This window comes from Pseudomonas phytophila (assembly GCF_025643095.1).
Taxonomy (GTDB): domain Bacteria; phylum Pseudomonadota; class Gammaproteobacteria; order Pseudomonadales; family Pseudomonadaceae; genus Aquipseudomonas; species Aquipseudomonas quasicaspiana.
In genome coordinates this window covers 2,985,769-2,999,677 of the sequence record NZ_CP081201.1, presented here as the reverse complement: position 1 = coordinate 2,999,677, position 13,909 = coordinate 2,985,769, and the positions used below count along the sequence as shown (strand labels likewise).

The 13,909-nt window shown below is 54.5% G+C and carries 13 protein-coding genes and 1 tRNA gene; 7 read left to right on the top strand and 7 right to left on the bottom strand.

Translation table 11 applies throughout. The features are described from left to right. Positions 1 to 82: 82 nt before the first annotated feature. From K3169_RS13480 to K3169_RS13470, 3 genes are all read left to right on the top strand, one after another. Complete coding sequence (locus K3169_RS13480) at positions 83 to 448, top strand: hypothetical protein (protein WP_027899069.1); 366 nt, start codon at positions 83 to 85, stop codon at positions 446 to 448. A gap of 193 nt (positions 449 to 641) precedes the next feature. Further along, complete coding sequence (locus K3169_RS13475; RefSeq protein ID WP_255877167.1) at positions 642 to 836, top strand: hypothetical protein; 195 nt, start codon at positions 642 to 644, stop codon at positions 834 to 836. A 118-nt stretch (positions 837 to 954) separates the two neighbouring features. Then, the gene (locus K3169_RS13470) at positions 955 to 1,137 is read left to right on the top strand and encodes a hypothetical protein (RefSeq protein ID WP_027899067.1); all 183 of its coding nucleotides are present in this window, start codon (positions 955 to 957) and stop codon (positions 1,135 to 1,137) included. 146 nt (positions 1,138 to 1,283) lie between these two features. On the opposite strand, the gene K3169_RS13465 is transcribed toward K3169_RS13470, so the two are convergent. Next, positions 1,284 to 1,844: a hypothetical protein gene (locus tag K3169_RS13465; RefSeq protein WP_027899066.1), complete on the bottom strand. Its 561-nt coding sequence runs from the start codon at positions 1,842 to 1,844 to the stop codon at positions 1,284 to 1,286. 248 nt (positions 1,845 to 2,092) lie between these two features. Between K3169_RS13465 and pbpG the strand changes: the two genes are divergently transcribed. Next, positions 2,093 to 3,028, top strand: a complete 936-nt coding sequence (gene pbpG, locus K3169_RS13460; protein WP_099268792.1) for a D-alanyl-D-alanine endopeptidase — start codon at positions 2,093 to 2,095, stop codon at positions 3,026 to 3,028. Positions 3,029 to 3,101: 73 nt separating this feature from the next. Here the strand turns inward: pbpG and K3169_RS13455 are convergent, their stop codons facing one another. From K3169_RS13455 to K3169_RS13435, 5 genes are all read right to left on the bottom strand, one after another. Continuing rightward, positions 3,102 to 4,535 (bottom strand): NAD-dependent succinate-semialdehyde dehydrogenase, encoded by a 1,434-nt coding sequence (locus K3169_RS13455; protein ID WP_263271916.1) that lies wholly within the window; start codon positions 4,533 to 4,535, stop codon positions 3,102 to 3,104. Between the two features lie 127 nt (positions 4,536 to 4,662). Further along, positions 4,663 to 5,547 (bottom strand): DMT family transporter, encoded by an 885-nt coding sequence (locus K3169_RS13450; protein WP_122703713.1) that lies wholly within the window; start codon positions 5,545 to 5,547, stop codon positions 4,663 to 4,665. Between the two features lie 171 nt (positions 5,548 to 5,718). Beyond that, positions 5,719 to 6,261, bottom strand: a complete 543-nt coding sequence (locus K3169_RS13445) for a cupin domain-containing protein (protein ID WP_406645034.1) — start codon at positions 6,259 to 6,261, stop codon at positions 5,719 to 5,721. 33 nt (positions 6,262 to 6,294) lie between these two features. Continuing rightward, positions 6,295 to 8,553 carry an ATP-binding protein gene (locus tag K3169_RS13440; protein ID WP_263271915.1) on the bottom strand — a complete coding sequence of 753 codons (2,259 nt, stop codon included), beginning with the start codon at positions 8,551 to 8,553 and terminating at the stop codon, positions 6,295 to 6,297. Positions 8,554 to 9,184: 631 nt separating this feature from the next. Beyond that, on the bottom strand, positions 9,185 to 10,810 hold the full coding sequence (locus tag K3169_RS13435; RefSeq protein WP_255880616.1) for an NADP-dependent glyceraldehyde-3-phosphate dehydrogenase: 1,626 nt from the start codon (positions 10,808 to 10,810) through the stop codon (positions 9,185 to 9,187). A gap of 159 nt (positions 10,811 to 10,969) precedes the next feature. Between K3169_RS13435 and K3169_RS13430 the strand changes: the two genes are divergently transcribed. The 3 genes from K3169_RS13430 (at position 10,970) to K3169_RS13420 (ending at position 13,127) form a co-directional block, all read left to right on the top strand. Next, positions 10,970 to 11,045: transfer RNA gene (locus K3169_RS13430), tRNA-Asn, on the top strand. 441 nt (positions 11,046 to 11,486) lie between these two features. Further along, positions 11,487 to 11,894 (top strand): antitoxin Xre/MbcA/ParS toxin-binding domain-containing protein, encoded by a 408-nt coding sequence (locus K3169_RS13425; RefSeq protein ID WP_263271914.1) that lies wholly within the window; start codon positions 11,487 to 11,489, stop codon positions 11,892 to 11,894. Positions 11,895 to 12,482: 588 nt separating this feature from the next. Then, positions 12,483 to 13,127, top strand: coding sequence for a hypothetical protein (locus K3169_RS13420; protein WP_263271912.1), 645 nt, complete (start codon positions 12,483 to 12,485; stop codon positions 13,125 to 13,127). Between the two features lie 177 nt (positions 13,128 to 13,304). On the opposite strand, the gene K3169_RS13415 is transcribed toward K3169_RS13420, so the two are convergent. Then, a complete protein-coding gene (locus K3169_RS13415; protein ID WP_263271911.1) occupies positions 13,305 to 13,844 on the bottom strand; it encodes a hypothetical protein in 540 nt (179 codons plus the stop codon). Between the last annotated feature and the right edge of the window lie 65 nt (positions 13,845 to 13,909).

Genomic DNA, 13,909 nt, shown 5'->3' with positions numbered 1-13,909 from the left:
AGTGCTGTCTTAAGAGTTATCCCGTGGCAGTGCTTGAGAGTGACGCAGGCTCGCGACAACGGGTTGAAAGTGAGGAACAGTCATGATTCGTCAAATCCCCAAGGTTGCCTTGTTGTTAGCTGCTCTGGCCATGGCCGGCCAGGCGAATGCCCATGGCGGCGGCCGTGGCTGGGCGGGCCCGGCAGTTGTGGGTGCAATCGTAGGTGGCGTGGTCGGCGCTGCGGTATCGTCCGGTCGCGACAGAACGGTCTATGTCGAGCAGCAGCCGGTCTATGTTCAACAACCCGTGTATGTTCAGGCTCCGCCGCAGCCAGTCTATTATCAGCCGGCCTATCAGGTTGTAGCGCCACCACCAGTGCGCGTATATGGTCCACCGCCTGGCTATTACGGCCCTCCACCCGTTTATTACGGCCCACCGCGCGGCTATTACGACCGCGGTCGCTGGTAATCATTGATAAACAGCCCCGCCCTCACCCGGCGGGGCTTTTTTTCGCCAGTGGAAAGGTAACGACTTCAGTAAAACTCAAGTTTGGTTGATCAAAGACGATAGCCTGCTAACAGTCCATTCTCTAACCACGAGCCAGCGTATAACTCTTCACCGACCTCACCGCTCAGTTCGTCATAACAATAAGGAATTCAATATGCCGACACAGAACCCACACCGAACATTCGGACTCTGTACGTCGAACAAGGTCTACAGCGCCTTGACTGAGCTCAAGAGCCTGGAAGGCCACCGCACCGCGAAGTTTGTTGCGCTGATGGCGCAGAATCTGGTTGAAAAAGGCATGCTGTCTGATGAAGAAGTGATCGCCATGCTGGATCAGGTCGTCGACTGAACCGTATTGGCAAACATTGCGTCGGCCTTCTGTTCATCAATGTCCACTATCGAGAGCGTTGATTTCTGCTGTGTCCAGTGACCCCGTAGAGTAGCGCCATAGATTGTTGGAGGCACTTATGAGCACACTCAAAATCATGTCGGTGGTAGGCAGCGCAGTTCCCCAGGCGCTTAGAGCCCAAGGTCTGCTGGCCTGTTGGTATCTGGTGCACAACGGTGAGCCCGTCAGCGGCCCGTTTGCATCGTTGAATGCTGCCCAGGCACGCTCTGAACTGTTCGAAGACCGCCAGCTAAACAGCTAACAGACATCCTCATCACAGCCCGGCCCGGCGCCAGGCTGGTAGTTCGACCGGCTGAAACTCTCTGAATTGTGCGTTGCTCCGCACACCCTCTTGCCCGCATTGGTCCCCTGATGCGGGCTTTTTTACGTCTCTATATCCTGCCGATATCAGAGACGCTCCGCCATTGCAGCATTGACCTGACAACGGTGGGCGAGTTTCTGCAGGCGCTTTTCCATACTCATGAACACCACCCGATCCGAACGACCACTTTCCAGCTCGTCGATAAGGTCACTGGCCACCTGACGCAACTCGTAGGCAATCACCACGCGGTCGTCATTGAGGTCATGCTTGTGGGACTCGAACAGGCGGTGCAGATAGTTCTCCAGAACATACTTCATGCGATGCCGGTCGGTAGCACGCAGGTGATTCAGGCTCAGATTGATTTTGCCCAGCAACTCGCTGAGCTCTCCACACAGATACTGCATGCGTCTGGCGTACCCAATCTGCCCGTCGCGCATGGCTTTGCGCTGCACTGCAGCTTCCTGACTACGCTGGATGCCAGGAACGGCAACGGCAACCATCATGCCAATAATCAAGCCTGTTGCCTGTACCCAGCCCACCCAGTCTGCGGGCCGCGAGAAGAAACCTGCACCCATCAACAGAACCGCTATTGCACCGGCAACTATCACTAAAACAACGTAATCCTTGCTGATAAACCCTTTGGGCATTACGCGACTCCTTCGGCCTGTATTGGCAGCTATCGATGGCATGGAATGCTAATCGGTGCGGGCGCTGGATACCATGACTATTGTTACCGAGGACGATTTTTCAACCGCTGGGGCAAAACTTAAATCTTACATTTATTAGTGAAACTCCCTACAACAACCATCGACAGTGGTCAGGCCTCCTCATAAAATGCCGAGCAGTTTCTCTACCCCGTGTGAATGCCACACTCCACTCTTAGTGAGCCTCGCTCTTGAAAATTCGTCTTCATATTTTGGGCCTTTTATTTGCACTTGCAGGCCCGGCACTTTCTACCAGTGTCTCCGCGAACGACCCTGCCCCACTTAATCGTGATCCTTCTCTACTTCATCTGGCATCCGGCAGCGCGATGCTCGTTGACCTGCAGACCGATAAAGTTTTGTATTCCAGCAATCCAGACGTCATCGTACCCATCGCCTCTGTGACCAAGCTCATGACGGCAATGGTTGTACTGGACGCCAAACAGTCCATGGATGAAGTCATCCCGGTCAATATCTCGCAAACGCCAGAAATGAAAGGCGTGTTCTCGCGAGTCAAACTGGGCAGCGAACTACCCCGCCGTGAAATGCTGCTGATCACCTTGATGTCTTCCGAGAACCGCGCGGCTGCAAGTCTGGCCCATAGTTATCCGGGCGGCTATGCAGCGTTTATTCTGGCAATGAATGCCAAAGCCAAGGCACTGGGCATGAAACATACGGTGTATGTCGAGCCGACCGGTCTCTCGATCTACAACGTTTCGACTGCGCGCGATCTGACCAAACTGCTGCTCGCGTCGCGTAAATATCCGGCCCTCAGCGAGCTGAGCACCACGCCGGAAAAAACCGTCACATTCCGCAAGCCAACCTACAGCCTGGGCTTTAGTAACACTGACCACTTGGTTCGTAAATCCAACTGGGATATCAAGCTGACCAAGACCGGCTTTACCAATCAGGCTGGTCACTGTCTGGTGCTGCTGACCAGCATGGCCAATCGTCCTGTCGCGATGGTGATCCTTGATGCATTCGGCAAATACACTCACTTTGCAGATGCAAGTCGCATACGCCAATGGATGGAGACAGGCAAAAGCAATCCGCCGCCCGCCGTCGCGTTGCAGTACAAGAAAGAAAAGAATCTGGTGATGAAGCAGCAAGGGCTACAAGCTACCGAGTGACCCGTCAAAATCACACGTAAAAAGGCCGCCAGCTCCTCAGGGAACTGGCGGCCTTTTTGTTATAGCCAAGCGCTTAGAGGTTGAACTGAGTCACCAGCTTGGTGTTCAGGTAAGCCTCGATTGCCTCGGTACCACCCTCAGAGCCGTAGCCTGAATCCTTGATGCCACCGAACGGGACTTCCGGCAAGCCGATGCCCTGATGGTTGATTGAAAGCATGCCCGCTTCAATGCCAGTGCTCAGCGCGTGAGCAGTCTTCATCGATGTGGTAAAGGCATACGAAGCCAGACCAAATGGCACTCGATTGGATTCGGCAATCGCCTCTTCCACGGTGTCGAACGGCACCACCAGGGCAACAGGACCAAACGGCTCTTCGTTCATGATGCGCATTTCAGGGGTCAGACCACTGAGTACAGTCGGTTCGAAGAAGTAGCCAGGCCCCTCGATAGCTTTCCCGCCTGCGTTAAGTGTTGCACCTGAAGCTTTAGCGTCATCTACCAATGCAACTAGCGCCGGAATACGACGATCATTGGCGACCGGCCCCATGGTTACCGTCGAATCGAGGCCGTTACCGACCTTGATTTCCCGGGTCAGCCCAACGAATTTCTCGATAAACGCTTCGTATACACCGCGCTGAACCAGAATACGGGTCGGCGACACACAGACCTGACCGGCGTTGCGGAACTTGGCAGTTGCCAGCACGCGCGCGGCGAGGTCGACATCCGCATCGTCAAAAACCAGCGCCGGTGCATGACCGCCCAACTCCATCGTTGCGCGCTTCATGTGCTGCCCGGCAAGCGCGGCGAGCTGCTTGCCAACCGGAGTCGAGCCGGTGAATGTCACTTTGCGAATGACCGGGTGAGCAATCAGGTATGAGGAAATTTCTGCGGGGTTTCCGTACACCAGACCAATGACACCGGCTGGCACGCCGGCATCTGCGAAAGCGCGGATCAATTCAGCAGGTGATGCCGGGGTTTCTTCCGGAGCCTTGATGATTATCGAGCAGCCTGCCGCCAGCGCGGAAGACAATTTGCGCACGATCTGGTTGATCGGGAAATTCCACGGCGTGAACGCCGCGACTGGTCCTACAGGTTCTTTGACGATTTTCTGCTCGACGTCTGCGCCGCGGGAAGGAACCAGACGGCCATAACTGCGACGCCCCTCCTCGGCCAGCCACTCGATTACGTCCGCACCCGAAAGTACTTCAGCGCGGGCTTCGGCCAAAGGTTTACCCTGCTCCTGCGTCATGATCCGGGCAATGGAATCTGCGCGCTCACGCAATAAATGCGCGGCTTTTTGCATCGTTTTGTAGCGATCGTAGGCGGAGGTCTTGCGCCATGTCGCGAAACCACGCTCGGTGGCCGCCAGTGCTTCATCGAGGTCAGCAATGCTGGCGTGTGCAACAGTGCCCAGTTGCTGGCCGGTAGCGGGATCAATGACTGGCTGGGTGCGACCATCCTGGCCTGCACGCCATTGACCGTCGATAAAGAGCTGAACATCAGGATACATAGCGATTCTCCAGTTGCATTCGCAATACAAGAAATGTGCTTTTCAAAAGCGCTACGAGTTCAATGGGGGCGCGATGGTGTATATCAAGGCATTTCACCCCATCGCTTTTCGGAAAAGTCCGAATCCATCAAGTCCTGGTTCGTTGCTGCCAGGCCGCAGCAAGCCCACTCAGGCAGATGACGGCGATGCCCAGTTGCGCAGTCAACGAGGGCGCATGACCAAACACCAGGTAACCCAATAAACCTGCAAACACGATCTGGCAGTAGCTGAACGGCGCCAGCATCGCGGGCGCGGCATAACGAAAAGCCTGAGTCAGCAGCAAGTGAGCAACCATCCCGCACGCTCCCAGCGCCAGCATGAACGGCAGATGCTTGAGTTCCGGCGCAGTCCAGAAAAACGGCAGGAGTGCGGTCATGACCAGGCTGTTGAACAACCCTGCAAAGAAATTGCTGGTGGTCGGGCTGTCATGCGCGCTGACCATTCGGGTGAGCAGTTGATAGGAAGCAAATAACGTCGCAGATCCCAGAGGTAGCAGGCTGGCTGGAGTAAACAGCTCTCCGCCGGGGTGCACAATAATCAGTACGCCAACAAAGCCCACAAGCACTGCTGCCCATTGTTTACGCGTGACATGCTCTCCCAGCAGCGGCACTGACAGGGCAGTAATCAACAGCGGCGCAAGAAAGTTGACGGCAGTTGCCTCAGCCAGCGGGATGTACATCAATCCGGTGGTGAACAACAAACTGGTGCCCAACAGGCACAGCGCACGCATTATTTGCAGCTTCAAGCGCTTGGTACGCAGCACCCGCAGGCCTGCCGAAGGCATGAAAATCCCGGCCATCAGTAGCGTATGCACTACATAGCGGACCCAAACGACCATGAAGATCGGATAAAACCCGGACAGGTATTTGGAAATGGTGTCGTGACTTGAAAACAGAAATGTGGCCAGAACAATGAGCGCGATGCCCTTGAGTGGCTGGTTGACGCCGGATAGTGGCGTGCTGACGGTACTCATCTAGTTTCCTTGGCATGGCAGAAAACAGTCGCCTATTCAGATGCCGAACGACAGCGCATCCGATATCCCTGAATAGCGTATGAAGGAAAGAATATAGAAGCCGCCCCGGTAATCCAAACAATGCCGCGGCTAATAACGAAATTAACTGACTGGCCGGTCCGATCGGGACACTCAAGTCCAGATCCGTAACAAGGCGCCTCTCGCTCCGGAAAGCGGATCGGCCGCAGGCAAAGGAACCTCGGAAATACGCTGCCGGGATGCACTCAATGCAGCGTGGTCGGCGCGCTGGATGTCGTACTGGCTCTGATTGGACGGGTAGCCGCCCACTACCAGAAAATCGTCACTTCGCTCCAGGCAACAGTGACCGGTGCCAGCAGGCAATACCAGAACATCTCCTGACGCTATCGTGACTTCCTGCCCGCGCTCGCCACCAAGCATCACCCGCGCCGCGCCGCTGGCAACCCCGAGCACTTCATGGGCTGTGGAATGATAGTGGTGATAATCAAAAATCACGTCACGCCATAACGCTGGCCAATGATTATGGGTAAAGAGACGTTCGAACCCGGCAGCCGTGTCGGGGCTTTCAAACGATATTCCCCGGTACACCAACACCGGTAATCGACTGTTAGGGACCTCTCGGTCCTCTTCGAAAAACAGCTGCTCGGGTGCGCGTGAAACCATGATGGCTACTCCTTGCCGGATGGGATAATCCATGTCGACTCCTGCCGATCACCGATATTGCCAGAGTCAGACAAGCGGACATGTTTGAGAGGCAACCAATGGCACCGTGAAGCTGAACTCGCTTCCCTGGCCCAACTGGCTGCTAACCCATAGATCGCCACCATGGGCCTTGATGATGCCCATCGAGATGTACAGCCCCAAGCCAGTACCACTCGGATTGCCTTGCCTGGTTCGCCAATAACGCTCAAAGACATGAGGCAGGTGCTCCTGAGCGATACCCGCCCCCGTATCGGCGACGCAGAACCTGACATACCCCCCCTCTTTTACGGCGCTGACCCCGACGCGGCCTTCCCTTGGGGTGAACTTGATGGCATTGCCAACCAGATTGGACAACACCTGAAATAACCGCTCCGGATCGGCAGAAATCTGCAGGTCTGGCTCAGAGACAAAGCTCAGCTCGATAAACTTGTTCAGCGCCAACGGCGCGAGAAGTGAATATCCCTCTTCGAGTATCTGGCTGACATCCATCGGCTGAGACGCGATGGAGTAGCGACCCGCTTCGATCTTCGACGTATCCAGCAAGTCTTCCAGCAGATTCGTCATCCGCGTCGTCGCCCGCTGCATGGTATCGATAGCGGAGTTGACACGCTTGGACGAGGGGCCACTATCGGCGCCTATCAATCGCTGCATCATGCCGCACTGCATGACAATGACCGTCATCGGGCTACGCAGGTCATGAGAGACCACCGCAACCAGCTCGTCCCGCGCGCGAACCGCGTCCTGCTCTCGCAACACTTGACGAGCCAGGTCCGTTTCCAGCGCTGAGCGCCGCAAATCGGCTACGGCGAACAGGTCGCCAGCGCTCCATCGATGCGCCTTGCCATTCACCTGTTCTTTCCAGATTTCAAACGACTTACGCGGCTGGAGTCGGTTGCCGCCTTCGGTTTGCGAAAGCTCCATAGGCTTGCTGGGGTCACCGCTCCAGTTGACACTTTCCTTGACCTCCGGACGAAACCAAAGCACAGCATTGTCTACCGGCTTGGGTAAAGTGAAACTCAGCAACCCACTCGCGACATCCTGATATTCCTGCGCCTCGGGAAAATCTGCACTCAGGCTCGATGACTCGTAAATACCCACAGGCTGCTCTTTAACCCAGGCGTAAAGCGTCTGGATTTGTTCATCGCCTGGGCACGCACCCCAAGTGTGCAAGCGATCTTCAGCCAACACCGCGATGCCTGATGCCCCGGTCAGCGCCATCAATCGTTCAGGATTTTGCGCCAACGCCTCCAGCACATCCAGCTGCGGTGCCAGGCGCATGGTCTCTACAAGCTCAGTGAGCATGACCTCTTTCTTCTGCCGCTGTTGGACAATTCCGGCTTCCTCAAGCGCGCTGATCTGCATCGACAGTACCTGACCAATACTCTGGCAAGCTGCACGCAGGCCGTGCGGCACCAGCAGGGGCGTACGATTCCCGCAACTGATCAAGCCCCACAGCCGATCGTCCTTGAGCAGCGAAATACTCATTGAGGACTGCACGCCCATGTTCTTCATGTATTGGCAATGAATCGGCGAAACACTGCGCAGCAATGAATGCGTCATGTCCAGTGGCTGTAAAGTGTCCGGGCGCAGTAACGGGACCAACGGCACTGGCATATATTGAGCGTCAGGGATGATGCGTAGCCAGTTGAGACGATACAACTCACGCGCCTGACTCGGAATGTCGGACGCCGGAAAAAACAAACCGTTATAAGTGTCCATTCCCGGACTGGAAGCTTCGGCAATAACCTGACCGTGCCCCTCCTCCTCGAAACGATAAATCAGCACCCGGTCATAGCCCGTCAACGCCTGAATCTCGCGGACACTTATTTCGTAGAGTTCCGCGAGAGACTTTGCGCCTTGCAAACGACGCAAGGTCCTGCCCAGGCCGCGATCCAGATGTTGCATGCTGGCCGAGGTGAGCTCGCCGGGATTTTCAATCTCCAGCATCAACACCCCATCGTGACGATGCACGGTGCAATCCACCCACTTTCCGCCATAGGTCAGAGAGAGCGGGTTTACCTCATCAAGCGAGCTGGCAGCCGCCGCACTACGTACTTCCTGCGCCTGCTCATTGCCCAATACGACGTCGAGTTCCTGACCGGCCAGTTCCGATGCGGCACGACCGAAAAGCACATCAGCATTTGCACTGATTTGCTGCACGATCCAGGTGCTCTCATTGACAGCCAGCAACACACCGTGAGGCTGAATAGCCCCCGGAATCTGGATAGGCTCATGATCACAGTTGGCCAGCAACCGATCAAAGACATCACCGTCGTCAACAATCATCACAAAATCTCCGCCCGCCTCACACGCAAGCAACATGAACAAAGGTAGCAAATACGGCGTTATCGGCCCGCCTGATCTTAATATGAACGTCGTGTAGAAATTAGCTTTTCGCTCTTGATGCCGACCGGTAATTAATCAGACCCGACAAGCCACACCTGCCAACATTCATCACTGGATCCACTTTTCATGCTCGATGAATGTTTTTCCACTGACGTGTGATTACTGCAATACGGACGGCTGTAATTTTTACAGAGCCTCGATGACATGTTCAAAAACCTTAGCGTTGGAGTGGACGCTAATGTGGACCGCCCCTGCGCTGAGCCAAAAAAGTCTGCGAAATGCCCGCACATGAGGGTGTTGATTGCCGTATGGGGAGATTTTCTTCGAACAAAAATCAGCGCTCGTCACCATGGCACACGAACGAGTTCGACGCACCGTTATATTTCCCAGTGCCGGACAAGCATGTTCGCTCTATCAAAACGCCGGACACTTTACAGCATCGAACTGACGCAGCGAATCATATCAAGTCATTTTTTTGGTGTAGCGATTAAAGCTGCTCTTGATTAGTCGCTCACCATGAGCTCGTCAGGCCGTTACGTTTATCGCTCCCGACGAGCTCACTAACAACCCGTCAGAAAATATAGTCAGTGGTGAGAAAACTGGACTCGCGATTGCGGATGATGTCGCTGATCAGCGCTTTGTTCGTGTCCTGAAATTTGGTCGCGACCAGCGTGCGAATCGAGAAAACACGAAGTGCGTCGTGAACCGACAAGGTACCTTCAGCAGAATTTTTGCGACCATTGAAAGGGAATTGATCCGGTCCGCGCTGACACTGTGCGTTGATGTTGATGCGCCCTACCTGATTGGCAAAAGCATCGACCAGCCGCCCAACCTGAGCAGAGTCATTCCCAAAGATGCTCAGTTGCTGACCGAAATCCGAGTCCAGTACGTAATCAATGACCGACTCAATATCCCGATACGGCACAACAGGAACCACCGGACCGAACTGTTCTTCGTGGTAAACCCGCATTGCCGACGTCACGGGATACAGCACTGCCGGATAGAAGAACGTTTCATTGACCTCCCCGCCACCCTCATTGACGACGCGAGCGCCCTTGCTTACCGCATCGTCAAGCAAACCTTTCAAGTAATCGGTCTTGCCCGGCTCAGGTAATGGAGTCAGCGATACACCTGGCTCCCACGGCATACCAGCTTTCAGTTGAGCAAGTTTCTGCTGGAACTTCTCCAGGAAGCTATCGACCAGGCTCTCATGCACAAACAGAATCTTCAGCGCCGTGCAGCGCTGCCCGTTGAAGGAAAGCGATCCGGTGATCGACTCATTTACAGCGTTATCCAGATCCACATCCGGCAACACGATGCCCGGATTCTTCGCATCCAGACCCAGCGCAGCACGCAAGCGATGTGGCTTGGGGTGCAGCTTCTTGAGATCACTGGCTGCCTTATTGGTCCCGATAAACGCAAACACATCTATCTTGCCACTGGCCATCAAGGCGCTGACCGTTTCTCGACCGCTGCCGTAGATAACATTGATGACGCCCGGCGGGAAACTGTCCCGGAACGCCTCCAGCAATGGCCGAATCAGCAACACACCAAACTTGGCGGGTTTGAAGACGACGGTGTTACCCATGATCAGAGCCGGGATGAGCGTGGTGAAGGTTTCGTTCAGCGGATAATTGTAAGGTCCCATGCACAGCGTTACACCTAAAGGCACGCGTCGAATCTGACCGAGTGTGTCCTGCTCCAGCTCAAAACGACTGGAGCGACGATCCAGTTCCTTGAGGGCATTGATGGTGTCGACGATGTAGTCGCAGGTACGGTCAAACTCTTTCTCGGAATCCTTGAGGTTCTTGCCAATCTCCCACATCAGCAAATTGACCACCGCCTCACGCTGCTCTCGCATGCGCTTGAGAAATGCCTCTACGTGCTGAATGCGCTCGACCACCCGCATCGTCGGCCACGCGCCCTGCCCTCGGTCATAAGCCTGAACAGCCGCCTCCAGTGCAGTCATCGCGGTTGCCGAGTCAAGCAACGGCGTACTCCCCAGAATCACAGACTGGATACCATCAGCAGCGCTGAGACACACCGGACTGCGCACCGGCGCGAGCGGCCCCTGCCAGAGTTGCAGCGTACCGTTGACCAGATACTCCCGCTGCTCGATGGCCTTCTCGGGACGATACTGCTCAGGGATTTGCTCAAGGGTTGGAAATAGTGTTTCAAGACGATTGCTGGCAGTCACTTCTTTCACCTCACTGGAAATCAGTCATAAGGAGCAAGCCAACTACACTACGCCAAAGCCCACCACCTTTGGAAACCCACCTCTCCAAGCTACTGAATAGTAAAAATATTTTCGGCATACGCTTGACTAATCCAATTGAAACAGTAACATAGCGCTCATTCCGCGATAGCTCAGTTGGTAGAGCAAGTGACTGTTAATCACTGGGTCCCTGGTTCGAGTCCAGGTCGTGGAGCCATATAGATACAAGCGATTGGGCGGTTTTTGTAGGGCTTTGTGAATTCGATGATTTAGTCATTGAGAAGCAGAACTCTGGAAAAACCGCCCTTTTTCTTGCCTGCTGAACTTTGAAGCGCAGCCTTTATAGCTCGTTGCGCAGTCTAAGTGCTGCCTCTAGAGTCAAGCATGATGAAAATTCCCTCCTCCGTTCAGCCCAAGGGCGGCCTTCGCGAGACTGCAGCAATCACAGATTTCTGATCATTGCCCAGTGCCCTCTCCCCCTATATCGACATCTATCTTCGCATTCCTGTTTTTGTCGCCTGACGGCATTCAACGTCGAACTGGCTCGGTAGCTCGCAATAACGGAACGACAGCATGATGCCAGTGGAATCATCCATTTCCCCACGCCCGACATCTTGCCCTATCATCACAGCCAAATTGCCGAATAGTGGAGACAGGCATGATCACCCATCCGGACTTTCAGGTACTGGAGCTCATGGCGGGCATTCCCGGGCAACCGATGGAATTGCTCATTCGCAGCGGCGTATCGCTGGAAGCAATCGACAATCTATCGCAACACGGTGTCAACGCAGTGAGCGTCGGCATCATCGACGCACGCACCCTCCTTCACCGTCGAACCAAGGGCGAACGACTCTCCCCCGAAGAAGGCGATCGCCTGTATCGCGTGAGCAAACTGGTGGTACTTGCCGAGCAAGTGTTCGGCGACAAGGACAAGGCAACCCACTGCCTGAACAAAGCTCAAAAGGCATTCGGAGGCCTGACCGCACTGGAGGCGGCCGGCACCACGCCTGGATATGTGGCTGCTGAAGAAGTGCTGGGCCGCATTAACCACGGGCTTTTTGCATGACCGAACGTGCTCTATAGCGCATATCGAATTACAAAGACATGAGCGGAATTGGCGCCACCAAAGTATCAGACCGCAGGCACGCCAAAGGCCGTTCGATAGTCTAATTGGCCAGCCACCTCGCTGCTTGAGGCGTTGGTCCAAATGGAATTGGCCGACGAAGAATTGCCAGCCCCCTCAGGCTACTGCGTGTTGATCTGCCGGAAAACGCAAATGTAAATGGTGGGCGTGAACATCTGAAGGACGAATGGTCGCAGGAGCACAGATAACGCCGTTAGGTGCCTGAGCTATCGAGACCGAACCGTAATTTCCCGCCATTGACTCCCCATGTAGGTAGCGTGCCACCACTCTCGCGGCCGGCTGGGCCAAGCAGTGGTAACTCTTAGGTCTAACTCGCAAGCGTCAGTAATGTGATCAAGTCTTCTGCGGCACATGGTGAACGCACTCTGCATGATTTCCGCTGCGGAGAGACCCAGCTCTTGTATTCAAAAGCCCCCACGACGGTCTCTAGGCTCTGATCTAGGCTTGGAGCCGAATAGACCAGAAACTACCATTCGATCTTCACGAAAAGTGTGATCACCAAGAGGCTGGATGATGAAGCTCGACGACCATAACCGCTTGATCAAGCAAGCCGCAAGGACTGAATTGAACCCTATAGGTTGCGTGCAAAAGGGCCAGTCAAGAATATGGCTCGACGATCACAACTGGTGGGTTGGAGTGGTGGAGTTTCAACCTCACTCAGGAGCAAAGGGAAGCTACTTGAATGTGGGTGCATGTTGGCTTTGGCATGAAAAAGATAGTTTTTCATTCGATGATGGCTACAGAATTGAACCGTTTGAGGAGTACTTGGACTCTCAACAATTCTGCGAGGTCGCACAGTCTCTGGCCATGAAAGCGAAGAAAGAAGTCCTCAATCTTCGACTCAAATATCCTTCAATTCATGCTTGTGCGAAGCATCTCCGTGTTCAGGCACGCAAGAGTAATTGGGTAGTGTTCAATAGCGCGGTCGCAGCCGGGTTAGCAGGCGACCTCAAGTTTGCAGAAGAGCAATTCTCCCAAATCTTAAACCAGGGGTGCCGGACTGCATGGCAGGTAAATCTTCAGTCTCGGGCAGCAATACTATCCGCAGTTGTTCACGACGCCGACAGCTTTAAATTGGCAATAGTTGACGCTGTTATGAAGTGTCGCGCACTTCTGAAACTGCCGACCGTAGAACCCGAAAGCCTATTCAGTTAGTAGGTTTGGTTAATTGAAGCTTTGCATACGGCGGCCATTAGATTCTGCGTAATTAAATCGGTTGCCACTTGTGAGACTGATTTTTTTCGGATCCGAGCGAGGCGACCTACTGATTCGTCATCAGCATCCACTTGTAGGCTCCGGATGCTTATACACACTCTGATGACGCCTATAGCGCTACTCCTCATGACTCAAGGTTGCGATACCGCAGTTGAGCTCAAATCCCTTGCCGGTCGGCCAAACTTCTTTAGTCAGGAAAATCTTGTAGCCCTGAAACTGCTCCTCGAATGGCTTACCCAAGCTGGCTTTCTTGCCAAATCCAACAGGAACGGTACCCGCCAGATCTCCGATCATTTTTGTACATAGAGCCGCAAGCGCCTTAGTATCCGCAACAGCTCGGCTTGCCACGTTCACATTCAGCATCAGCTTGACCCGCGTAACCTCGTCAGCAGTGCCACGGCCGTACAACGCTACGTTGTTGGGTAGCTCTTGCGACCCCAGATATTTGTACGGAGTGCCGCAAGAATAGACACCGTCGTGCAACTCACTGTAGCCGCTGGGATTGGGTTTGAAGCCGGGAGTTCGTGCCAACACGCTGCATGCAGTGGATGGAGAGAAGGCTTCGCCATCCGCTGCATAGGAGTTGCCTGCCGCCAAATAAATCAGCCCAGTCAAAGCCAGTGCTGACCATCCTTTCTTGCTCAGTGATAAATCCATTACGGCGACTCTCATCCTTTGAACAGCTCTACGCTGCGGGCGGCCAATATGCCTAGGTCGGGGCT